The 20579-nt window shown below is 61.6% G+C and carries 24 protein-coding genes and 1 tRNA gene; 7 read left to right on the top strand and 18 right to left on the bottom strand.

Annotated features, from left to right (window positions below; translation table 11 throughout):
- Positions 1 to 79 precede the first annotated feature (79 nt).
- Positions 80 to 562, bottom strand: a complete 483-nt coding sequence (locus EKH80_RS17140) for a hypothetical protein (protein WP_126686012.1) — start codon at positions 560 to 562, stop codon at positions 80 to 82.
- Positions 563 to 759: 197 nt separating this feature from the next.
- Here EKH80_RS17140 and EKH80_RS17145 point away from each other — a divergent pair, with 197 nt between their 5' ends.
- Together EKH80_RS17145 and EKH80_RS17150 are read left to right on the top strand one after the other, a co-directional pair.
- On the top strand, positions 760 to 1356 hold the full coding sequence (locus EKH80_RS17145) for a DUF6933 domain-containing protein (RefSeq protein ID WP_126686013.1): 597 nt from the start codon (positions 760 to 762) through the stop codon (positions 1354 to 1356).
- A gap of 364 nt (positions 1357 to 1720) precedes the next feature.
- A complete protein-coding gene (locus EKH80_RS17150) occupies positions 1721 to 1948 on the top strand; it encodes a hypothetical protein (protein WP_126686014.1) in 228 nt (75 codons plus the stop codon).
- A 212-nt stretch (positions 1949 to 2160) separates the two neighbouring features.
- Here the strand turns inward: EKH80_RS17150 and EKH80_RS17155 are convergent, their stop codons facing one another.
- Both EKH80_RS17155 and EKH80_RS17160 read right to left on the bottom strand, forming a co-directional pair.
- Positions 2161 to 2559: an addiction module antidote protein gene (locus EKH80_RS17155; RefSeq protein ID WP_425481158.1), complete on the bottom strand. Its 399-nt coding sequence runs from the start codon at positions 2557 to 2559 to the stop codon at positions 2161 to 2163.
- Positions 2560 to 2587: 28 nt separating this feature from the next.
- The gene (locus EKH80_RS17160) at positions 2588 to 2881 is read right to left on the bottom strand and encodes a type II toxin-antitoxin system RelE/ParE family toxin (protein ID WP_126686015.1); all 294 of its coding nucleotides are present in this window, start codon (positions 2879 to 2881) and stop codon (positions 2588 to 2590) included.
- A gap of 136 nt (positions 2882 to 3017) precedes the next feature.
- Between EKH80_RS17160 and EKH80_RS23860 the strand changes: the two genes are divergently transcribed.
- On the top strand, positions 3018 to 3176 hold the full coding sequence (locus EKH80_RS23860) for a hypothetical protein (protein WP_158628870.1): 159 nt from the start codon (positions 3018 to 3020) through the stop codon (positions 3174 to 3176).
- A gap of 548 nt (positions 3177 to 3724) precedes the next feature.
- Here the strand turns inward: EKH80_RS23860 and EKH80_RS17165 are convergent.
- The 5 genes from EKH80_RS17165 to tpiA all read right to left on the bottom strand — a co-directional run bounded on the left by EKH80_RS17165 (position 3725) and on the right by tpiA (position 6314).
- Entirely contained in the window at positions 3725 to 3940 is a 216-nt protein-coding gene (locus tag EKH80_RS17165) for a hypothetical protein (protein WP_126686016.1), read from the bottom strand.
- A gap of 296 nt (positions 3941 to 4236) precedes the next feature.
- The gene (locus EKH80_RS17170; RefSeq protein WP_126686017.1) at positions 4237 to 4533 is read right to left on the bottom strand and encodes a HigA family addiction module antitoxin; all 297 of its coding nucleotides are present in this window, start codon (positions 4531 to 4533) and stop codon (positions 4237 to 4239) included.
- 419 nt (positions 4534 to 4952) lie between these two features.
- Positions 4953 to 5037: transfer RNA gene (locus EKH80_RS17175), tRNA-Leu, on the bottom strand.
- Between the two features lie 16 nt (positions 5038 to 5053).
- A complete protein-coding gene (gene secG / locus EKH80_RS17180) occupies positions 5054 to 5533 on the bottom strand; it encodes a preprotein translocase subunit SecG (protein WP_126686018.1) in 480 nt (159 codons plus the stop codon).
- A gap of 28 nt (positions 5534 to 5561) precedes the next feature.
- Complete coding sequence (gene tpiA / locus EKH80_RS17185) at positions 5562 to 6314, bottom strand: triose-phosphate isomerase (RefSeq protein WP_126686019.1); 753 nt, start codon at positions 6312 to 6314, stop codon at positions 5562 to 5564.
- Positions 6315 to 6425: 111 nt separating this feature from the next.
- Here tpiA and EKH80_RS17190 point away from each other — a divergent pair, with 111 nt between their 5' ends.
- A complete protein-coding gene (locus EKH80_RS17190; RefSeq protein ID WP_126686020.1) occupies positions 6426 to 7229 on the top strand; it encodes an SDR family NAD(P)-dependent oxidoreductase in 804 nt (267 codons plus the stop codon).
- Between the two features lie 137 nt (positions 7230 to 7366).
- Here the strand turns inward: EKH80_RS17190 and EKH80_RS17195 are convergent, their stop codons facing one another.
- The 5 genes from EKH80_RS17195 to orn form a co-directional block, all read right to left on the bottom strand.
- Positions 7367 to 8083: a VIT1/CCC1 transporter family protein gene (locus EKH80_RS17195; protein WP_126686021.1), complete on the bottom strand. Its 717-nt coding sequence runs from the start codon at positions 8081 to 8083 to the stop codon at positions 7367 to 7369.
- Between the two features lie 193 nt (positions 8084 to 8276).
- Entirely contained in the window at positions 8277 to 9236 is a 960-nt protein-coding gene (locus EKH80_RS17200; protein WP_126686022.1) for an isopenicillin N synthase family dioxygenase, read from the bottom strand.
- A 159-nt stretch (positions 9237 to 9395) separates the two neighbouring features.
- A complete protein-coding gene (gene glmM / locus EKH80_RS17205; RefSeq protein WP_126686023.1) occupies positions 9396 to 10757 on the bottom strand; it encodes a phosphoglucosamine mutase in 1362 nt (453 codons plus the stop codon).
- 240 nt (positions 10758 to 10997) lie between these two features.
- A complete protein-coding gene (folP, locus tag EKH80_RS17210) occupies positions 10998 to 11903 on the bottom strand; it encodes a dihydropteroate synthase (RefSeq protein ID WP_126686024.1) in 906 nt (301 codons plus the stop codon).
- Entirely contained in the window at positions 11900 to 12469 is a 570-nt protein-coding gene (gene orn, locus EKH80_RS17215) for an oligoribonuclease (protein WP_126686025.1), read from the bottom strand. Before orn ends, folP begins: the two co-directional genes overlap by 4 nt.
- 84 nt (positions 12470 to 12553) lie before the next feature.
- Here orn and sbcB point away from each other — a divergent pair, with 84 nt between their 5' ends.
- From sbcB to EKH80_RS17230, 3 genes are all read left to right on the top strand, one after another.
- Complete coding sequence (gene sbcB, locus EKH80_RS17220) at positions 12554 to 14002, top strand: exodeoxyribonuclease I (protein ID WP_126686026.1); 1449 nt, start codon at positions 12554 to 12556, stop codon at positions 14000 to 14002.
- Positions 14003 to 14189: 187 nt separating this feature from the next.
- Positions 14190 to 14876: a DUF2461 domain-containing protein gene (locus tag EKH80_RS17225; RefSeq protein ID WP_126686027.1), complete on the top strand. Its 687-nt coding sequence runs from the start codon at positions 14190 to 14192 to the stop codon at positions 14874 to 14876.
- A gap of 9 nt (positions 14877 to 14885) precedes the next feature.
- Positions 14886 to 15455, top strand: coding sequence for a hypothetical protein (locus EKH80_RS17230; protein WP_126686028.1), 570 nt, complete (start codon positions 14886 to 14888; stop codon positions 15453 to 15455).
- A 95-nt stretch (positions 15456 to 15550) separates the two neighbouring features.
- On the opposite strand, the gene lysS is transcribed toward EKH80_RS17230, so the two are convergent.
- The 5 genes from lysS to EKH80_RS17255 form a co-directional block, all read right to left on the bottom strand.
- Entirely contained in the window at positions 15551 to 17071 is a 1521-nt protein-coding gene (lysS, locus tag EKH80_RS17235; RefSeq protein ID WP_126686029.1) for a lysine--tRNA ligase, read from the bottom strand.
- 80 nt (positions 17072 to 17151) lie between these two features.
- The gene (locus EKH80_RS17240; RefSeq protein WP_126686030.1) at positions 17152 to 17466 is read right to left on the bottom strand and encodes a hypothetical protein; all 315 of its coding nucleotides are present in this window, start codon (positions 17464 to 17466) and stop codon (positions 17152 to 17154) included.
- Between the two features lie 22 nt (positions 17467 to 17488).
- Positions 17489 to 18614 (bottom strand): peptide chain release factor 2 gene (gene prfB / locus EKH80_RS17245; protein WP_126686031.1). Its coding sequence is split into 2 segments (ribosomal slippage): positions 17489 to 18538 and positions 18540 to 18614, totalling 1125 coding nucleotides; the frame shifts between segments, so codons are not numbered across the junction.
- A gap of 212 nt (positions 18615 to 18826) precedes the next feature.
- Entirely contained in the window at positions 18827 to 19696 is an 870-nt protein-coding gene (locus tag EKH80_RS17250) for a hypothetical protein (RefSeq protein WP_126686032.1), read from the bottom strand.
- Positions 19693 to 20568 (bottom strand): hypothetical protein, encoded by an 876-nt coding sequence (locus EKH80_RS17255; protein ID WP_126686033.1) that lies wholly within the window; start codon positions 20566 to 20568, stop codon positions 19693 to 19695. The genes EKH80_RS17250 and EKH80_RS17255 overlap by 4 nt, the downstream gene beginning before the upstream one ends.
- Between the last annotated feature and the right edge of the window lie 11 nt (positions 20569 to 20579).

Here is a 20579-nt window from a genome sequence, read left to right on the forward strand (position 1 = left end):
GCTGTCCAGCGTTTAATCTCTTCGTCCATCGTCGTGCTCATCGGTGTCTCCTAAGTGAAGATTACACCTGAGCAGAAAATCACTGGGTCATTACACGCATGGCCATCAATTTCACAAACGCCGCGCCGCTCGCGTCCTTATATTGCGCAAGCGCTTGCGACAATGCCTTCGGCGCAGTGACTTCGACTTTTGCGATGGCTGGCGCAGAATTCTGGAAACGCTCGGACGTTGCAGGCAATGGAATGGACGGGTCGCATAGCCTTCCTATGCAATTATTGGCCATCAGCACTGCTTCAACTAGATCAAGGTAAAGCTGTCGCCGTAATTCATATCGACGCTGAAACCTGTCAGCAATCCACTTTCCGATTAGAGTGACAATCACGCCCACCAAGGCGAGCCACGCTGGAAGCATCCCATTCGCATCACTTCCGTTCGGCTTAGGTTGCTCGATCTGAATGACGAACGTACTCGTCGTTGTTTTCGCTGGTGGCGCTCCGACGCTGGCTGGCGCTGCAAGCGCAACACGCATCGCTCCTGCCGCTTGCTGGTGTGGCTTATCCATATCCCCTCCCTGTTTAATAAAGCTTAGAAGCAAATGACTCGCCGGCGCCCTTTCACGGCTTACTCCCAGCGAGTATCTTCTTTGAAAACGGATCCAGGTTCAGTTCCTTATCAACGAAAGTGAACCTGACTACATTTCTTGACGTTTGAAGACATGAATCCACTATATTTTCCCTGCCCGAACTTCCATCGAGACCCATGATTGTTTTGCGCTGCACCTCCCGACTACTCAAGCGGATGCGTCAACCGGTCAAACTGGCGGAGCCTCCCACACCCACCAATCCCTTGGGCGAGTGGTATGCGGACATCGCCTTCATCGACCGCGAGCCGTTTGTGGTGCTGCTGAACGCCACCACCGGTGCCGCTATGGTTTTGCCCGGACGCGCAGCATTTCTCAAGCAACTGCATATCCACGCCGGGCAACAGTTCTTCAAACTACTCATGCACTACGGCTTTGATCCAGAGTGGCCCCATTGCACGCAGGAATTGCTCGCCTGGGAAACTGCTCCCGTCTTGGCCAATACGCGTGATCGCAGCTTGCTTGGTTCGATGAACCGACTGAAGTTGGAAAGCTTCGATCATTTCGCTTACAAAAATCGCTCACTCCCGGAAGCAGCCGCACACTGGTGGGAGGGTATGTTCCGTCACCCCACACTCCCCGACTACGACAAGAATTACACTTGGCATCGGCCTGTGGAACTGGTTGCGCAAAGGCTGGTACCACCCGGTACCGGGATGCTCGGATTCGGCTCTGCCATACTCGACCTGCAAGTCGCCGCGAATGACGACGTGTAGGGTAGTCAGCAGATCTCATCGGTGATGCTACCCAAGGCGTCATAACTCCAATCGGCCACGGAGGTCTTTGCAGCGGGCCTCCAGCCCAATAAGTGCAAGCCGATCGTTGCCAACGAACATATATTCATGCGCATCAGGGGACCACTTGTCCCTGTCTGCAAACTCCGCACCGAATGAGCGCGCGCATGCCAGGCTAGTGGCTTGCCAATTCTGAAGACCTTGGTGGGAAACCCAAAGCGGATGGCGCTCGTCCCAGGGGTGCCCGGCCGGCGCCTCGTCACGTTGCAGTGCGATCAAGGCCTCGACGGATGCCCTGCACGCCAATCCATCGCGTAAGTGTCCGCCGATGAGCAGCGGGTCCAGGATGTCCACCAAGAAGTCCCGGAAAAGACGGGCGCGAGCCTTGTCTTCGTTGGAGGGTGGATTGCTTGCGGTGATTGGCGTGGTCATAGGGTTGCCAGCAGTAAGAAATCAGATTCCTGTATCGGTGAACGGAACCGGAAAAAAGGAATTTGCCCCTGAGCTATCCCAACGTTTTTCAATCAAGAACCATCAGTACATCAGAAAGTTAGCTTATTGCAGCGATGCCTGATGTTTTTGCTGGTCATTCCGGCGAAGGCCGAGGCGCTTCACCGGAATGACAATTCGCTCTGAAAGAGGATCCCTGTGATACCAACTTTGGCGGGATCCAGGCTAAAAAACTTGGGGATACCTCAGAATTTGCCCCCTTGTTTGGATTTGCATAGAGCTGAAGCGTAACCACCAACTTTTCGTCATAGCCCAAGCCTCCTTGCCCATTTGACATCAAGCCGCGCGCTTGTGCGCTGGGCTTCGCGCGGAATTCGTGACCTTTCCCTTTGTTTTGCCGCCTGTCTTTGCCGTCTTCTTAGCCTCGGGCTTTGCGCCCTTCACAGCCACCCGGAGATTCACCCCCAACGCCGCAACAACCTTTGCAATGGTAAAAAATCCCGGCTTGGCTCCCGGCTTGAGTGCCTTGTAAAGGCTTTCGCGCCCTAACCCGCTCGCTTGCGCTATTTCTGACATGCCACGCGCACGTGCAATGTCAGACAGCGCAGACAGGAAAAGGTCATCATCGCCTGTCGCAATCACTTCGTTCATGTAGGCTGCAATGGCTTCATCGCTGTCGAGATATTCGGCAGGGTCGAAGGCCGAAAATTTCGTGGACATGGCTTCACCTTTCATCTGCGTCTCTTGAATCCTGCTAAGGCTCTCACGACTCACTCGCCGCGAGTATCTTCTTTGCCTTTGCAATGTCTTTGCTTTGGCTCGATTTGTCACCGCCGCACAGCAGCAAATAGAGCGTTTTGCCCTTCTTGGCTGTATAGACCCGATACCCCGGGCCGTAGTCGATGCGCAACTCCGCAATGCCATCGAAATGCTTCGCGTCACCGAGGTTGCCCGCGGCAAGACGCTTGATGCGCACGATAACCTTAGCCTTCGTGGTCTGATCCCGCAGACCTTTAAGCCAAGCCGCGAATTCGTCCGATTGCTGGATCGCGTACATGCCGCATAATGTATCCATATGGATACATTATGTCAACGCCGCAGTTGTTCCGCCCTTTGTTTTGGAGACGAGAAAAATGGATTCCTGCTTACGAGGGAATGACGCGCATAAGGGCGGCAGCAACTGCACTGGGGGTATGTTCCGTCACCGCACACTCCCCGACTATGACAAGAATTACACTTGGCATCGGCCTGTGGAACTGGTTGCGCAAAGGCTGGCACCACCCGGTACCGTGATGCTCGGATTCGGCTCTGCCGTACTCGACCTGCAAGTCGCCGCGAATGACGACGTGTAGGGTAGTCAGCAGATCTCATCGGTGAGGCTACCCAAGGCGTCATAGCTCCAATCGGCCACGGAGGTCTTTGCAGCGGGCCTCCAGCCCAATAAGTGCAAGCCGATCGTTGCCAACGAACATATATTCATGCGCATCAGGGGACCACTTGTCCCTGTCTGCAAACTCCGCACCGAATGAGCGAGCGCATGCCAGGCTAGTGGCTTGCCAATTCTGAAGACCTTGGTGGGAAACCCACAGCGGATGGCGCTCGTCCCAGGGGTGCCCGGCCGGCGCCTCGTCACGTTGCAGTGCGATTAGGGCCTCGACGGACGCCCTGCACGCCAATCCATCGCGTAAGTGTCCGCCGATGAGCAGCGGGTCTAGGATGTCCACCAAGAAGTCCCGGAAACGACGGGCGCGGGCCTTGTCCTCGTTGGAAGGTGGATTGCTTGCGGTGATTGGTGTGGTCATCGGGGTCGAGAGCGATTGATGCTTGCACCATTTTTTCAGAATGTTCAGAGTTCTGGTTCAATTTGAAAGAAATGACAAAGCATTCTTCACCCATCCTCTTAGTCGTGCAGATACTCAGCATACTGCTCAAGCAGTTCCGGCTTTGCACTCAGCTGCTCACGTAAATATTGTTTGAGCCGATGCATCTGGAGTATCCATTCCTCGATGCCCTCTGGGTCCTTCACCGTCTCGCTATGCTTAAGCCGGTCGTTGTACTTGATGCCGTCATTCAATGCGCACAACAGCGTCGGCAGCCATGAGTTGTCAATTTCCATATGAAACATCCTTTTCTAATAGCTTTGCCAATGGGGCGAGCAGCGCTTTACTTACCTCGGTCCTAAGGTTTATGTGATCGGCGTCTTGCTGCCTGCCAAATATATACCTGCCAGGCAGGCAACAAAGGGGGGGGCGAGCCCAAGCGCCATCCAACTTCTGTCGCAGCGAGTAGATTGGGCCTGTGATCCCGATTGCTGGGATTTGCATCCCAGCCTACGTGGGGCTGCCGACCTGGAAAAGTGGGTTAGAGAACGCGTTGGCACAGGCCGGGTATGGGTTGCGGGAAAGTCCGGATCTATGCCGCACGAGGATGAATTTCTTTGAGCGTGTCACCCAAATCCCGGCGCGCGCATTCCAGCTCATAACGCTGCTGGAGATTGAGCCAAAATTCGGGGGAATTACCAAAGTAGCGGGAAAGACGTAGCGCCGTATCTGCCGTAATGCCACGCTTTTCTTGCACGATCTCATTGATGCGCGCAGCAGTAACCCCAAGGGCCGAAGCCAGTGCATTGCCCGACAAGCCCAGCGGCACCATGAAGTCCTGACAGAGCATTTCGCCGGGATGGATGGGAGGCAGTTGTTTCTTGGCCATAGTCGATGTCTCAATGAGCTGGCTTGGATGATAGTTCCAGCGGCTCTCCTTGAGTTTCGTATTGCTGGGATTTGCATCCCAGCCTACGCGGGGCCGTCATTCCTGCGAAGGTGGCGGCGCCTGTCAACGGCGAATGCCGGCCCCTCTATTTTTCGCTGTAGCGAAGCGCAAGATGGATTCCCGCTTTCGCGGGAATGACGGCCCTGGAGATTATGGTCGCGACCATAAGGCTTACGATGGCCACCAGGCCTAAGGTGACAGCCGTAGGAGCTACGATGGTGTCCATGTACGATGGTGTCCATGAGGGTTCCGTGGCTACACGGACTCAGACCGAGCGCCATAGACACAAAAAAACCCGCCAGCGGCGGGTTTCTTGTTTTGGCTACCGAATCCTTTGCAGGTCTTCGGTAGCCTTCGATTGGTGCCCAAGGGGGGACTCGAACCCCCACGACTTGCGTCGCTACCACCTCAAGGTAGTGCGTCTACCAATTCCGCCACCTGGGCTGATGTTGCTCGTTTTTTAGTGCTTGCTCGTCGCTGCTGCTGCCGGGGCCGTGGCGGCGGGGACTTCGCCCTGCTGTGCCTTGACCGGGGCCGGCTGGGCGGCGGGAACTTCGCCGTTGCCTGCCGGAGCAGCTGGCGCCGGCACCGCTGCCTTCGGCTGGGCCGGGGTCGCGGGTTGCGCATTTTGCGCGCTGGCGGGCTTGTTGCCAAGACCCGCCATCACGCCGAGGCTGTTATTCGCCTGCTGCTGGCGGATCGCACCGCCGTTCGCCTTCAGGTAGATGCCCATGCCGATGCTGAGCGCAAAAAACAGCGCGGCGAGCACGGCGGTGGAGCGCGACAAGAAGTTGGCCGAGCCGCGGGCACCAAAGACCGTGGCCGATGCACCGGCGCCGAAGCCGGAACCGGCGTCCGCGCCTGCGCCGCGCTGCATGAGGATCAGCACGATCATCGCAGCAGCGATCAGGATGTAGAACACGCTGAAGATGACGAACATGAGGTCTCGCGTAGGGTTCTAGTGTCGCTCAACGGGCGGCGTGGCAGATGGCAAGAAATTCGGAAGCTACGAGCGATGCGCCACCGATCAACCCCCCATCCACGTCCGGCTGCGCAAAAAGCTCTGCAGCGTTCGCCGCCTTGACGCTGCCGCCGTAAAGCAGCCGGGTCAGACGGGCAATCATAGCATCCTGTTGCGCCAGTTGGCTACGGATGAAGGCGTGCACTTCCTGGGCCTGCTCCGGGGTGGCGGTTTGGCCCGTACCGATGGCCCAGACCGGCTCATAGGCGATCACGGCAGTGTCGAAACAGGCAATCCCGTTCAGCGCCAGCACAGCGTGCATTTGCTGCTGGATCACTTCCATGGTCTGCCCGGCCTCGCGCTGGTGCAGGGTCTCGCCCACGCAGAGGATGGGGGTGAGCCCGGCAGCGAGTGCCGCGGCGAACTTGCGCGCCACTTTTTCGTTGCTTTCAGTGTGGTGATGGCGGCGCTCGGAATGGCCCACCAGCGCCCAGCGACAGCCGATATCGGCCACCATCGGGGCGGACACCTCACCGGTATAAGCGCCCTGCCCCTGGTGCTCGCTCACATCCTGCGCGCCAAAGCCGACACCGGATCCACCGTACTTGTCGACCAATTGAGCGAGATAGGGATACGGCGGCAAGACCAGCACATCGACGCCTTCGGCAGGATTGGCCTTGATGAGGTCTTCCATCAAGCCATCGGCCATCGAGCGGCTACCGTGCATTTTCCAGTTAGCGGCGACGAGTTTTTTACGCATGCCCGCGTCCGTTGCAAATGAAAGCTGGCAAGCTTAACCAGCGACCTGAGGCACGGCAACGCGCCTGCTGAAGGCATTTTCATTTATATCGATCTAGCTAGGAAAAAGCCCATGACCCAAGCCCGACCGCTCAGCCTGATCACCGGTGCATCCGCCGGCATCGGCGCCGCTTTCGCTCGTGCACTTGCAGCACGAGGGCATGATCTGGTGCTGACGGCACGGCGCACTGATCGCCTGGAAGCCTTGGCGGGCGAACTGCGTGATCAGCATCGGGTGAACGCAACGGTGTTGACCAACGATCTTGCCGATCCGCACGGTGTTGAGCAGTTGTGCGCAGCGTTGGATGAACGTGGTTTGCAGGTGGATTGGCTGGTCAACAACGCCGGCTATGGCGTGCCTGGGCGTTTCGATCAAAGCGATTGGCCGGTGCATGCAGATTTTTTGCGCGTGCTGGTCACGGCACCGACGGAGCTGGCCTGGCGTTTGGTGCGTGGCATGCGCGAGCGGGGTTACGGGCGTATTGTGAATGTGGCTTCGCTGGCTGGCCATGTGCCCGGCAGCGCGGGGCATACGCTGTATGCGGCGAGTAAGGCGTACATGATCAAGTTCTCGCAGTCGCTGGCGCTGGAGAATCTGGGCCTGGACGTGAATGTGTGTGCGTTATGTCCTGGCTTTACGTATTCGGAGTTTCACGACGTGACCGGAACGCGCGCGCTGGTGAGCAAGATGCCGGGTTTCATGTGGCAGCGTGCGGAGGCGGTGGTGCAGGAGGGCATCGCTGCGGTGGAGCGTGGTGAGGCCGTGCATGTAACGGGGCGATTCAATCGAACGGTGAAGAGCTTGTTCAAGCTGATGCCGGACCGGATGGCATTGAAGATGTCGGCGCAGCAGTCAAAGCGGTATCGGGCGCAATGACGTTCACTCCCTCCCCTGCTTGCAGGGGAGGGTCGGGGTGGGGTTGTACGAGCTTGCCGCATTGTTTGAGTTCATCGCGAGGTTGCTTCACCCCACCCCAGCCCTCCCCTACTACACGTAGGGGAGGGAGCCGATCGTTACGGAGAACCGCCGCCGATCCAGTGGGCGAGCAGAAAGGCAGTTGCCGAGGCCAAGCCGCCGATCAGCACCGTCTGCAATGCACTGCGCCAGCCGCTTACACCGGTGAAGCGGCTCTTGGCCGCGCCGAAGATCGCCAGCGCCGCGCCGGTGCACACGACCGACAGCAGCAGCGCCGGCTTCAATTGATCGATCAGCATGTACGGCACCAGCGGCACCAAACCGCCGACGATGTAAGCGCCGCCAATGGTGAACGCGCTGCGCAAGGCGCGGCCGGGTTCGGGCGTGTCCAGGCCCAGTTCGAAGCGCATCATGAAATCCACCCAGGCCTCGTGGTCCTTGCGGAAGTGTTCGAGGATGGGTTCGCAGGCTGCACGATCCAGGCCGTAGCCTTTGAAGATGTCCACGATCTCGCGTTCTTCTTCGCGCTGCAGGTTGCGCACTTCGTGGAACTCGCGGCGGCGTTCGGAGTGGTAGTGATCGGCTTCACCGCGCGCGGCGAGATAGCCGCCAAGGCCCATGGCGATGGCGCCGGCAGCAATCTCCGCCACGCCGGCGACGACCACTACGCGGCTGGCTACGTTGGCGGCGGACAGGCCCGCGGCGAGCGCGAACGGTACGGTAAGACCATCGGCCATGCCCAGGACGATGTCACGGACGGTTTCGGAGGCGGCGAAATGGCGTTCCTGATGGGGATGACGGTGGGCGGCGGACATGCGATGACTCCCGGATGGCGGGGAGACTTTAGCCGGTTGTGTGCAGGGACCGGGGCAATGAGACGTACACGCATTTCCGCGCAACCGGGAATGACGGCCTTAAGCACGTAGGCTGGGATGACAATCCCAGCACCACGATTTAGCCATGCATGGCAATGCTGGGATTGTCATCCCAGCCTACCAAAGCCTTTGATCAGATCAGCTTGATCTCGCGCAAGCGCTGCATGAGGTACTCGTGCGAGCTGAGCGAGGTGTCGTAGCGGCGAGGGTTGTCCGGCGTAATGCACTGCGGCAGCGGATCGAGCACCACGTCGGGATTGGGATGCAGGAAGTACGGCACCGAATAGCGCGGCTTGCGGGCGTTGGCGTTCGGCGGGTTCACCACGCGGTGGGTGGTGGAAGGATAAACATGGTTGCTCAGGCGCTGCAGCATGTCGCCGATGTTCACCACGATCGCATCGCCCGCAGTGGTGATGGGTAGCCACTCGCCTTCGCGCGTGAGCACTTCCAGGCCTTCGGCGCTGGCGCCCACCAGCAGGGTGATGAAGTTGATGTCCTCATGCGCACCGGCACGCACGTTGGGGATGTTTGCTTCAATGATCGGCGGGTAATGGATCGGGCGCAGGATGGAATTGCCCTGGTCGATCTTGTCTTCGAAGTAGTCCTCCGGCAGATCGATATGCAGGGCCAACGCGCGCAGCACACGACTGCCGAGCAAGTCCAGCGCCTGGTACAACTCGTAGCCGTATTCGCGAAAGCCCGGCACTTCGGCCGGCCACAGGTTGGACGGCATCAGTTCGGCGAAACGCGAGTTGCGATCGATCTCGCGGCCGATATGCCAGAACTCTTTCAGGTCCGGATAACGGCTGTCCTTGGCGGTTTCCACTTTGAAGGGCGTGTAGCCGCGCGCGCCGCCGGAGCCCGGCACGTGGTACTTCATCTTGGCTTCGGCAGGCAGCGCGAAAAAGCGCTGGAAGGCGTCGTACGCGCCATCGATCAATTGCGGGGTGATGCCGTGGCCGCTGATGCAGCAAAAGCCGAATTCACGATAGGCCGCGCCGAGCTCGGCGACGAACGCCGCGCGGTCGGTGTCATAGCGGCGGATGTCGAGGGTAGGAACTTGCTTGGGCTGTGTACGGGCAGATGTATCCATAACGTTGTCCTTGTATAGGCGTGCGGTCTAGTTGTCCGCCACCGCAGGGGCGGTGCACGTCGGGCCTTAAGGAGCTTGTCTGCATAACACCAGACAGGCTCCCCTCCATGGCGACCTGGCATCTGTTCGTAGCGCTGCCGCAAAGACAGCGCTACTGGTTCACGAGCGTTCGGTGGCGGATTTTACGACGTCCGCAAGGCGTTCGGCCATCTGCCGTACTTCGGCCTCGTCGGCGGCCTCCACCGTCACGCGCACCAGCGGCTCGGTACCGGAGGCACGCAGCACCACCCGGCCACGCCCGAGCAGGGCCTGCTCGGTATCGGCCAGGGCCTTGCGCACCACGTCGCTGTTCAGCGCTTCGCGCGCGCCGGCAGCGCGCACATTGATCATCACCTGCGGCATTTTCTTCAGGCCATGGCGCGCGCTGGCCAGGTCCTGGCCGGACAGCTTGAGCGCTTCGAGCAGCGCCAGCGCCGCCACGACGCCATCGCCGGTGGTGGCCCGGTCCAGGCACAGCAGGTGGCCGGAGGTTTCGCCGCCCAGCACGCCGCCGTGCTCCTTGAGTTTTTGCAACACGAAACGGTCGCCCACGTTGGCGCGGATCAGTTCCACGCCAATCTTCGCCAAGGCCTGCTGCAGGCCGTAGTTGCTCATCAGGGTGCCGACCACCGGGCCTTTCAACTGGCCACGCATGTGCCAGCTGCGCGCCAGCACGTAGAGCATGTCGTCGCCGTCGCCGAGCACGCCGTTGGCATCCACTACCTGCACACGGTCGCCATCGCCGTCGAAGGCAAAGCCGATGTCGGCCTGATGCTCCATGACGGCGCGCTGCAGCGCCTGCGGATGCGTCGAGCCGACATCGCGATTGATGTTGAAACCGTCCGGCCGGTCGCCGATCAGGTGCAGCTCCGCGCCCAGTTCGCCGAACACCTTGGGGGCGACCTGGTAGGTGGCGCCATGCGCGCAATCGAGCACGATCTTCATGCCGGCCAGGCTGAAATCTTCCGGCACGGTGGCCTTGCAGAATTCCGCATAGCGCGTGATGGCGTCGGTGACGCGGATCACCTTGCCCAGATGCTCCGAATCCACGGTAGCGAACGGCGCATCGGTTTCGGCCTCGATCGCGGCCTCGATCTCGTCGGAAAGTTTTTCGCCGTGGGTGGAGAAGAACTTGATGCCGTTGTCGTAGTGCGGGTTGTGCGAGGCGCTGATCACGATGCCCGCATCCGCACGCAAGCTGCGGGTGAGGTAGGCCACTGCCGGCGTGGGCATCGGGCCGAACAGACGCACGTCTGCCCCTGCCGCGGTCAGGCCGGCTTCCAGGGCCGATTCGAACATGTAGCCGGAAGCGCGGGTGTCCTTGCCGATCAGGACCAGCGGGCGGCCCTGCTGCTTCTTTCTTTCGCGGCCCAGCACGACCCCGAGCCCGCGTCCCAGGCGCAGCATGAAATCCGCACTGATGGGCCATTGGCCCACGCGGCCACGGATGCCGTCGGTACCGAAGTATTTGCGTTGGTTCATGGAGATCGGTCCAAAGGGGAATGGGGAAGAGCCGGATTCCGGCGTCTGTAGGGCGTGAATCCTACACCGGTGGGCTATGGCCAGATGTGCTCCCTCCCCTGCTTGCAGTCGGTCGTTTGGACTTGCTGCACCGCGTGTGGCACGTAGGCTGGGATGACAATCCCAGCATCGCGTGAGCTGCAACATGGCAATGCTGGGTTCCGCAACCCAGCCTACGCCAGCGAGGGAGCCGATCTGGGGTTAATCATCATCCGGCCAGCTGGGCATTTTCGGCTTGTCGCGCCGCTCCGGCGTATCGCCGGCTTGCACGGCATGCCACACCTTCAGTGCATCCACCGTGGGCGCCACGTCATGTACGCGCACCATGCGTGCGCCGCGTTGCACGGCGATCAACGCGGCAGCCACCGAGCCGGCGGCACGTTCGGCATGCTCTTGGCGACCGGTGAGTGTGCCGATCATCGACTTGCGCGACAGTCCCACATAAACGCCGCTGCCCAGATCGGCAAAACGTTGCAGCTTGCGTAGCAGCGCAAGGTTGTGTTCCAGCGCCTTGCCGAAGCCGAAACCGGGGTCGACCATCACCTTGCGCCGGTCGATGCCGGCCATTTCGCAGGCGAACAGGCGATCGGTGAGAAAGCGGTGCACTTCGCCGACTACGTCGTCGTAATGCGGCTCGTCCTGCATGCTGCGCGGCTCGCCTTGCATGTGCATCAGGCAGATCGGTACGCGCAATTCCGAGGCCGCGTCCATCGCACCTTCACTGCGCAAGGCACGAACGTCGTTGATCATGCCGGCGCCGGCAGCGACCGCCGCACGCATCACTTCCGGCTTGGAGGTATCGATGGCAATGGGCAGCGAGGTGCGGGCAATGAGCTGCTCGATCACCGGGATGACGCGCTGAAGTTCCTCTTCGACCGGCACGTCCACCGCGCCGGGGCGCGTGGATTCGCCGCCGATGTCGAGCATGTCCGCGCCCTCATCGGCCAGGCGCAAACCATGTTCCACCGCCGCTGCAGTGCTGGAAAACTGGCCGCCGTCGGAGAACGAATCGGGCGTGACGTTGATGATGCCCACCACGCGCGGACGATCCAGCGTCAGCGGCCGGCCGTTGCAATCCAGCACCGTGGCGAACAGGTCCGTCGTCATGCACTCTGCTCCACGCCGCCCAGCGCGCCCATGAACTGCCGGTAGTAGCGCAGCTCATCGATCGAATCGCGGATGTCGGACAGGGCGGTATGCGCCGATTCCTTGGAGAAGCCGCGGCCGATCGCCGGCGCCCAGCGCCGCGCCAGTTCCTTCAGTGTGGACACGTCGAGGTTGCGGTAATGGAAGAAGCGCTCCAACTGCGGCATCTGCCGGTGCAGGAAGCGACGGTCCTGGCAGATCGAATTGCCGCACATCGGCGACTTGCCCGGCGGCAGCCACTGCTTGAGGAAGTCCAGCGTGGCCCGCTCCGCTTCGGCGTGCGTGATGGTGGAGGCCGTCACCTGGTCCCACAGGCCGGAACGGCGATGCTGGTTGCGGTTCCAGGCATCCATGGCCTCCAGCCGCTCCACCGGGTGCTGCACCGCGAACGCGGGGCCTTCGGCCAGAACGAGCAGATCCTTGTCGGTGACGATGGTGGCGATCTCGAGGATCGAATCGTTGGCGGTATCCAGACCGGTCATTTCCAGGTCGATCCAGATGAGGTTGTCTTCGTTCGCTTGGCTCATGCGCCCTCCTGGCCGGGGAGTTTAGCAAGAGGCAGGCGACTTCCCCATGCCCCGCTGCCTGCCTGGAGCCCCTATCATCGGCCCATGCAAACGCTCTTCTGGCACGACTACGAGACATTCGGCACCGATACGCGCCGGGATCGCCCGATCCAGTTCGCCGGCATCCGCACCAACCTGGAGCTGGAAATCGTCGATGAACCGGTGATGTTCTACGGCAAGCCGCCGCGGGACTCGCCGCCCAGCCCGGAGGCCTGCCTGATCACCGGCATCCCCCCCCAGCAGGCGGAGCGCGAAGGGGTGAGCGAGGCCGACTTCGCCGCGCGCGTGCACGAGCAGCTCGCCGCACCGGGTACCTGCGGCGTAGGCTACAACTCGCTGCGCTTCGACGACGAATTCACGCGCCAGCTGCTTTACCGCAATTTTTTCGAGCCGTACGCGCGCGAGTGGGAGAACAGCAATTCGCGCTGGGACCTGATCGACCTGGTGCGCCTGTGCGCCGCGCTGCGCCCCGAAGGCATCGTGTGGCCTACGCATGAAGACGGCACGCCCAGCTTCAAGCTGGAACACCTGGCCGCGGCCAATCACTTGCGGCAGGAACGCGCGCACGATGCTTTGTCGGACGTGCATGCCTTGATCGACCTGGCACGCCTGATCCGCGTGCGGCAGCCGCGCTTGTGGGAATGGTATTTCGCGCTACGCCGCAAGCAACGCGTGTTCGAACTGCTCGACATCCAGGCCATGACACCGCTGGTGCACGTGTCGTCACGCTATCCGGCCAGCCGTCGCTGCCTCGCGGTGATCCTGCCGCTGGCGGTGCATCCGGCCCGCTCGGGCGAAATCATCGTTTACGACCTGGCGCAGGATCCCCGCGACCTGCTGGAGCTGGAGGCCGAGGACATCGCCGATCGCATCTTCACTGCGCGCGCCGATCTGCCCGAAGGGGTGGAACGCATTGCGCTACGCACCGTGCATGCGAACCGCTCGCCGGCACTGGCGCCGCTTTCCGCACTGAAGGGTGTCGACCTGCAACGGCTGCAACTGGATCTGGACCGCTGCCTGGCGCATGCCGACCAGCTGCGCGGAGCCACCGGTCTGGGCGACAAGTTGCGCCGGGTTTTCCGCCACGCGGCCGAGCTGCCGCCGCCGGAAGATCCGGAACTAGCGCTTTACGGCGGCTTTCTGCCGGATGCCGACAAGCGCCTGCTGCGCGAGGTACGCGCTACCCCGCCAGAGCAGTTGGGTCTGCGCAAGTTCGGTTTTCGCGATGCGCGCTACCCGGACCTGTTGTTCCGCTATCGGGCGCGCAATTGGCCCGAGACGCTGACAGCGGAGGAAAGGGAGCGCTGGGAAGCGTTTCGTGTTGCGCGGTTGACGCGCCCAACTGCGCTTACGACGCTCACCCTGCCGGACTATTTCGCCCGACTGGATTTGCTGCGCAGTGATCCGCTGGGGCGTGACAAGGGCGCGGTGCTCGATCAGTTGCAAGCGTGGGGCGAGCAGCTCGCAGCGGAAGCTGGCGTGGCGACGGTCTGAATACTCCCTCCCCTGCTTGCAGGGGAGGGCCGGGGTGGGGTTGTACGAGCTTGCCGCAATGTTCAAGTTCATCGCGAGGTTGCTTCACCCCACCCCAACCCTCCCCTACTACACGTAGGGGAGGGAGTCTGATATCGCCTTGTATGCGACCATTGCGTCGTTCCCCAACCTACCTACTTGAACCCTCATGCCACGCGCCTATTTCTCGCCCGCCACGTTCCGCTTCTTCAAAAGCCTGGCCCGCAACAACAACCGCGAGTGGTTCCAGAAGCACAAGGCCGACTACGAACGCGACGTACGCGATCCCTTCCTGGAACTGATCAGCGACATGCAGGCGCCGCTGGCGAAGATCAGCTCGCACTTCCGCGCCGATCCGCGCAAGATGGGCGGCTCGCTGTTCCGCATCCATCGCGATACGCGCTTTTCGAACGACAAGGAGCCGTACAAGCCCTGGGCCGGTGCGCGTTTTTTCCACGAGCGGCGGCACGAGATTCCGGCGCCTTCGTTCTACCTGCACATACAGCCGGGCGAATGCTTTCTCGGCGGCGGCATGTGGCATCCGGAGGCGGATGCGCTGAAACGCCTTCGGTCTTTCCTAGCGGACAACCCAGCCGCCTGGAAACGCGCCACGCAGAGCAAGGCGTTCGCCGATCGCTTTACGTTCTGGGGTGAGGCGCTGACGCGGCCGCCGCGCGGGTTCGATCCGGAGCATGAGCTGATCGAAGACCTCAAGCGCAAGGATTTCGCGGCGGGCGAGCAGTTCGACGAAGCGTTGGCGTGTTCGGCGGAGCTGCTGCCGTTCATGCTGGCCAGCTACAAGCGGCTGGCGCCGATGATCGATTATCTGTGCGCGGCGCAGGAGCTGGAGTTTTGACACGACGCGATGGGACTGCGGCAAGCGTTCGAGCAGCACGGCAAAGGCCACTCTCTCTATACTCTTAAGAACAACAACGTAAGGACACCCATGTTTGTATCGCGCTCCATCCCCTTCACTGCTTTGGTGCTCGGTGTTGCCCTGCTGGCGGTATCGTCGCCGACCCGCGCCGACAATAACGACCTCAATGCCTACAACCACAAGGCTCCCACCCGCTATCCCGCATGGTTTCTCCCGCAGGCCGAACTGGGCGTGACCACCTGGTTGAACGCAGAAGATACGCCGGCCACCGAGACCATGCCGGCCGATCATTCGTATATCTTCAGAAGCCACTTTGCGAGTGATGAACTCATCAATCGCGTATTGGCCCTACTCAAGTCCCGTCACTTCGGCAAAATCGATTTTGAGGCCGGCAAGAAAATCACCGCTCTGGAATTCGATCCTGACACCATCGAGGGTGTGCAGGCCGCCGCAAAAGCGGGACACAATTACTTTGTCGATATCGAAGCCGACGTCGAAATGGACCAGGACGCGTTTCGTTTGCAAATCCAGGACGGCACGGTCAACCAGGGAGGCTGACGCCGCTTGGTGCATTGATGAAACGTAGGCTGGGATGACAATCCCAGCTTCGGTGGCCGGCAGGGTGCTGGGATTGTCATCCCAGCCTACGCCCTCTACGCCTCGGGGCGCATGTACGGGAACAGCAGCACGTCGCGGATCGACGCCGAGTTGGTCAGCAGCATCACCAATCGATCGATGCCCACGCCCAGCCCGCCGGTCGGCGGCAAGCCCACTTCCAGCGCGCGGATGTAGTCCGCGTCGAAGTGCATGGCTTCGTCGTCGCCGGATGCCTTCGCGTCCACCTGGGCCTGGAAACGCGCCGCCTGGTCTTCCGGATCGTTCAATTCGGAGAAGCCGTTGGCGAATTCCTTGCCGTTGACGAACAGCTCGAAGCGGTCGGTGATGCCCTTGTCGACGTCGTTCTCGCGCGCCAGCGGCGACACTTCCACCGGGTGGTCGATGATGAAGGTGGGTTGCACGAGGGTGTGCTCCACCGTCTTCTCGAAGATTTCCAGCAACAGCTTGCCCCAGCCGTAAGCGGGCTTCACCTGCAGGCCCAGGCGCTGCGCATGCGCGGCCATGGCCTCGCGGTCGCGCAGGTGCTCGCGCTTGATTTCCGGGTTCAGCTCCAGCACCGCGTCTTCCATGCGCCAGCGGCGGAAGGCCGGGCCGACATCGATCTCGGCGCCTTCCCAGTCCAGCTTGGTGGTGCCCAGCACGTTCTTCGCGGTGTCGCGGATCATCGACTCGGTCAGGTCCATGATCTCGTGATAGGTGGCGTAGGCCTGGTACAGCTCCAGCATGGTGAATTCGGGGTTGTGCCGCGTGGACACGCCCTCGTTGCGGAAGTTGCGGTTGATCTCGTAGACGCGGTCGAAGCCGCCGACGACCAGGCGCTTGAGGTACAGCTCCGGCGCCACGCGCAAATACAGGTCCATATCCAGCGCGTTGTGATGGGTAATGAACGGGCGTGCCGTGGCTCCGCCGGGAATGATGTGCATCATCGGCGTTTCCACTTCCATGAAGCGGTACGGCTCGGCCTCCAGCCACTTGCGGATGTAGCCGATGATCTTCGAGCGCAGCAGGAAGGTGCGGCGCGCTTCCTCGGTGACGATCAGGTCGACGTAGCGCTGGCGATAGCGCTGTTCCACGTCGGCCAGGCCGTGCCACTTGTCCGGCAGCGGGCGCAGGCTCTTGGTGAGCAGGCGCAGGGTTTGCACCTTTACCGACAGCTCGCCGGTCTTGGTGCGCATCAGCAGGCCTTCGGCGCCGACGACGTCACCCGCATCCCAGCTCTTGAACGCTTCGTAGGTGGCCTCGCCCACCGTACCTTGGTGGATGAACAGCTGGATGCGGCCGGTGAAATCCTGCATCTGCACGAAGCTCACCTTGCCCTGCACGCGCTTGAGCACGATGCGACCGGCTACTTTCACGCGGCGAGCGGCGGCTTCGATCGCTTCGGCGCTGTGCTGCTCCTTGTCGGCCAGCTCGGCCTGCAGGTCGCCGGCAAAGGCGTCCACCTTGAAGTCGTTCGGAAAAGCAATGCCCTGCTCGCGCAGCGCCTTGAGTTTTTCGCGGCGCTCGGCGATCAGCTTGTTTTCGTCAACGGGCAGGTGGTCGGTAGGTTCGCTCATGGAGTGCCAACGGCTTCTTTTGGTTATTTATCGCTGCGGGGCGAGGTCAGGATGGTCTTGGGGCGCAACTGCGTTGCGCGTCAATTGTCTTTGCCGAACACATGCTTGACGGCGTGCTTGGTGGCATCCCAGCCCTCGCGTGCGCCGTGGCCAATCCCCTGCCCGGCTTTCTTCGCGCCATGCCCGATGCCCACGCCGGCTTCCTTGGCGCCGTGGCCGACCGTTTTTGCGGCATGCGCCGTGGCATGCCCCACATCGCGCGCACCGTTGCCGATGGCGTGTCCGGCGTCTTTCGTATCCTGCTTGATGCCCTGCCCAGCCGCGTTCGCGACATGACTGGCGAACATCACGCTGGCGCATGCAAACACAACGGCGTAGATCGTCTTGCGATTCATGCTGCGACTCCTCGGTCGATGATCAGGCATCCACCCGCTTGGCGCCGGCATCCAGTCCCGATTTCAGGCTTGCCTCGATGAAATCATCCAGGTCGCCGTCCAGCACCTTCTGGGTATCGGTGCGCTCCACGCCGGTACGCAGGTCCTTGATGCGGCTCTGGTCCAGCACATAGTTGCGGATCTGGCTGCCCCAGCCGATGTCGGACTTGGTGGCTTCCAGCGCATCCTTTTCGGCGTTGCGCTTCTGCATCTCCAGTTCGTACAGCTTGGCCGCCAGCATTTTCATGGCGCGGTCGCGGTTGGCGTGCTGGCTGCGTTCGGTCTGGCACGCCACCACCACGCCGGACGGGATGTGCGTGATACGCACGGCCGATTCGGTCTTGTTCACGTGCTGGCCGCCTGCGCCGGACGAACGGTACACGTCGGTCTTGAGGTCGGCCGGGTTGATCTCGATGTCGATATCGTCGTCGACTTCCGGCGACACGAACACCGATGTGAAGCTGGTGTGGCGGCGGTTGTCGGAGTCGAACGGGCTCTTGCGCACCAGGCGGTGCACGCCGATTTCGGTTTTCAGCCAGCCGTAGGCGTAGTCGCCCTCGACACGGAAGGTGGCGGACTTGATGCCGGCCACGTCGCCGGCGCTCGCTTCCATCAGCTCGGTCTTCCAGCCGCGCGACTCGCACCAGCGCAGGTACATGCGCAGCAGCATTTCGGCCCAGTCCTGGGCTTCGGTGCCGCCGGCACCGGCCTGGATGTCGACGAAGGCGTTGGCCGAGTCCATCTTGCCGGAGAACATGCGCTGGAATTCCAGCTTGCCCACCGCGCCTTCGAGCTTGGCGACGTCGGCCTGCACGGATTGCACGGTGTCGTCGTCCCCATCGGCGGCGGCCATTTCCAGCAGCTCGCCGGCATCGTCGAGGCCCGAGGTGATGCGGTCGATGCCGCTGACGATGGTATCGAGGCGGGCGCGTTCGCGGCCCAGTTCCTGCGCGCGCGGCGGATCGTCCCAGACGGTGGGGCTTTCCAGTTCGCGGCTTACTTCTTCCAGACGCTCACGCTTGGCGTCGTAGTCAAAGATACCCCCTAAGCGACTCGATGCGGGCCTTGAGGTCCGCGATCTGCGCAAGGATCGGATTGGTCTCGATCATGTGTGGCTGAACCCTGATGGGATGGCGCCCGGGGGGCGCGAGGCAAACGGTTATCTTAGCAAATTACGGCTGGCCGAGCCTAGCCACGCGGGCGGAGCCCCGCGCCTTGCCGGCGCCCGGTGGCCGCGCACAGAGAGCGTAGGCTGGGATGATAATCCCAGCATCCGGATGCCACATGGAAAGCTGGGATTGTCATCCCAGCCTATGCGCCGTCAACCCGCCGGGGGCACGCTCTTGAAGAACGCCATGTCCGCCGTATGCATGCCGCACTGCTCCAGCAATGCAGGCGTTCGCTGGACCAGCAGATTCAGTTGCTGCACGGACAGGTCGTTGTAGATCTTGGCGTCAGGATTGCCCAGGTCGCGCTCCTTCTCGTAGCGGTCGATCTGCTGCCGGCGTTGCCCGGCGCTTAGCTGGGGAAATTTTTCCCGCAAGCGCTCATCCAGCTTTTTTTCCAGGCTGCTCTCACGCCATGCCTGCATGTTCTGGTCTTTCAATGCGCTCAGCATGTCGTGCAACACGTCGCCATAAGAACGGTCGATCCATTTCTCCCCGACCAGCCATACGGCAAACTGCGCCGTCTGATGATCCAGATCCGGCTGATCCAGGCACTTGGACAGCTTTTGCACCGGCTCCAGCTCCTCCATGATGGTGCCTGGTATCTCCAGGCTCTGGCCAGGCTCCCGCGGAGCGGCGTTCAATGCCAGCGGCGATGACGAATCGGGCGGCCGTGCGAAGGGCTCCAGGCAATAAGTAGCCACCTGCTGTGTCGAAGTGGGTGAGCCACGGCTCAAGTGCACCACCATGGTCTGCGCAGTCATCAGCCACTGCTCCCCTTCGTTGCCATTGCTAATGAGAGTGCCCGCGGGAATCACTACGGTGAGATCGTCAGGACCGTCTGCGGGCAGGCTCAACGTGACGGTCGCCGCTTGCGCGTCACTGGCGCTCACGTCCACTTGTATCTGCCGATCTCGCAGCGCGTCGGCAATGACGGCCTGGCGCGGCGTCACGTACGAATAGCCCGCATACGCAAGGATCAACGCACCAGCCATCCATAAGGCCACGCGCCCGTATCTGCTCATGATGAATGCCCCCCAAAAAGCTGCATGGTGGCTGGCCGTACCTTGTAAAGGAGCTTGCGTTCGTCGTCCAGCACGTAGAGCGTGTCATTGCGCAAGCGCAAGGCACCGCCGCTATTGCCGACGATGGCCACGGCGCCCGCCCCATGCAGGGCGTAGACCTTGGCCGTCGTAGAGAAGAAAACGACTTTGCCATCCGTGCTGGCAGCTACCGAGACGATGGTTTCGCCATTCTCCGGCAAGTTCAGGACCAGGCGAATGGCGTCCTTGCCCATGCGAAAAATCTGCCGGTCGGTGGCGGCATATACGGCATCAACGCAATCGGCAACACCGACGATGGGCTGCGGCACCGAAAGCAGAATGCGCATCGAGCCATCGTCGGCAAAGCTGTACACCCGATAGTCACCGTCGCCGCCGCCGAACAGGTACACCATGCCATCCAGGCTGGAATGCGCCAGGCGCATGTCCTCGTAAGGCAGCGGCAGGGCGTCGTCGATGGCGCCCGATTCCGTCAGCCGGCCCAGGTAGCCTTCGCGCTGCACCAGCAAGGTTCCTTGGTTGTCCACCGCAAAGCTGGCCGGCACCGTGCCCTGCACCGGCAGCGTGGCGAACTTGCCGTCCTCGTTCACGCCATACAGCGAATCGCCATGGCGAAAGATCATCGCCGAGGTCGGTGTGACATCGAAATCGGCGCCAAAAGCCCGCGCGCTCCAGCGTGCATCACCGGGCAGCAGCACGTAGGAGAGCTGCACCGTGTCCAGAACATCGATGGTGGAAGCCTGGCGCACTTCGCGCAACGATTGCGCGCCGCGTACAGACACCAGGATGACGACGATGGCGACTGCCCATTTCCACATTCCGCGCTTGTGTCGCATGCGCCTTCCCC

Origin of the sequence: Dyella choica (assembly GCF_003977665.1) — a bacterium.
GTDB lineage: Bacteria > Pseudomonadota > Gammaproteobacteria > Xanthomonadales > Rhodanobacteraceae > Dyella_B > Dyella_B choica.

Coding starts and splice junctions, on each gene's coding strand:
- EKH80_RS23860 (WP_158628870.1), top strand. CDS start 3,018: ATGTTCCGTCACCGCACACTCCCCGACTATGACAAGAATTACACTTGG.
- EKH80_RS17160 (WP_126686015.1), bottom strand. CDS start 2,881: ATGTACGCGATCCAGCAATCGGACGAATTCGCGGCTTGGCTTAAAGGT.
- EKH80_RS17240 (WP_126686030.1), bottom strand. CDS start 17,466: ATGAATCGCAAGACGATCTACGCCGTTGTGTTTGCATGCGCCAGCGTG.
- EKH80_RS17225 (WP_126686027.1), top strand. CDS start 14,190: ATGCCACGCGCCTATTTCTCGCCCGCCACGTTCCGCTTCTTCAAAAGC.
- sbcB (WP_126686026.1), top strand. CDS start 12,554: ATGCAAACGCTCTTCTGGCACGACTACGAGACATTCGGCACCGATACG.
- EKH80_RS17155 (WP_425481158.1), bottom strand. CDS start 2,559: ATGAAAGGTGAAGCCATGTCCACGAAATTTTCGGCCTTCGACCCTGCC.
- EKH80_RS17170 (WP_126686017.1), bottom strand. CDS start 4,533: ATGGCCAAGAAACAACTGCCTCCCATCCATCCCGGCGAAATGCTCTGT.
- EKH80_RS17200 (WP_126686022.1), bottom strand. CDS start 9,236: ATGGATACATCTGCCCGTACACAGCCCAAGCAAGTTCCTACCCTCGAC.
- orn (WP_126686025.1), bottom strand. CDS start 12,469: ATGAGCCAAGCGAACGAAGACAACCTCATCTGGATCGACCTGGAAATG.
- EKH80_RS17195 (WP_126686021.1), bottom strand. CDS start 8,083: ATGTCCGCCGCCCACCGTCATCCCCATCAGGAACGCCATTTCGCCGCC.
- EKH80_RS17255 (WP_126686033.1), bottom strand. CDS start 20,568: ATGCGACACAAGCGCGGAATGTGGAAATGGGCAGTCGCCATCGTCGTC.
- EKH80_RS17150 (WP_126686014.1), top strand. CDS start 1,721: ATGTCCACCAAGAAGTCCCGGAAAAGACGGGCGCGAGCCTTGTCTTCG.
- EKH80_RS17250 (WP_126686032.1), bottom strand. CDS start 19,696: ATGAGCAGATACGGGCGCGTGGCCTTATGGATGGCTGGTGCGTTGATC.
- glmM (WP_126686023.1), bottom strand. CDS start 10,757: ATGAACCAACGCAAATACTTCGGTACCGACGGCATCCGTGGCCGCGTG.
- EKH80_RS17140 (WP_126686012.1), bottom strand. CDS start 562: ATGGATAAGCCACACCAGCAAGCGGCAGGAGCGATGCGTGTTGCGCTT.
- folP (WP_126686024.1), bottom strand. CDS start 11,903: ATGACGACGGACCTGTTCGCCACGGTGCTGGATTGCAACGGCCGGCCG.
- EKH80_RS17145 (WP_126686013.1), top strand. CDS start 760: ATGATTGTTTTGCGCTGCACCTCCCGACTACTCAAGCGGATGCGTCAA.
- EKH80_RS17230 (WP_126686028.1), top strand. CDS start 14,886: ATGGGACTGCGGCAAGCGTTCGAGCAGCACGGCAAAGGCCACTCTCTC.
- lysS (WP_126686029.1), bottom strand. CDS start 17,071: ATGAGCGAACCTACCGACCACCTGCCCGTTGACGAAAACAAGCTGATC.
- tpiA (WP_126686019.1), bottom strand. CDS start 6,314: ATGCGTAAAAAACTCGTCGCCGCTAACTGGAAAATGCACGGTAGCCGC.
- EKH80_RS17190 (WP_126686020.1), top strand. CDS start 6,426: ATGACCCAAGCCCGACCGCTCAGCCTGATCACCGGTGCATCCGCCGGC.
- EKH80_RS17165 (WP_126686016.1), bottom strand. CDS start 3,940: ATGGAAATTGACAACTCATGGCTGCCGACGCTGTTGTGCGCATTGAAT.
- secG (WP_126686018.1), bottom strand. CDS start 5,533: ATGTTCGTCATCTTCAGCGTGTTCTACATCCTGATCGCTGCTGCGATG.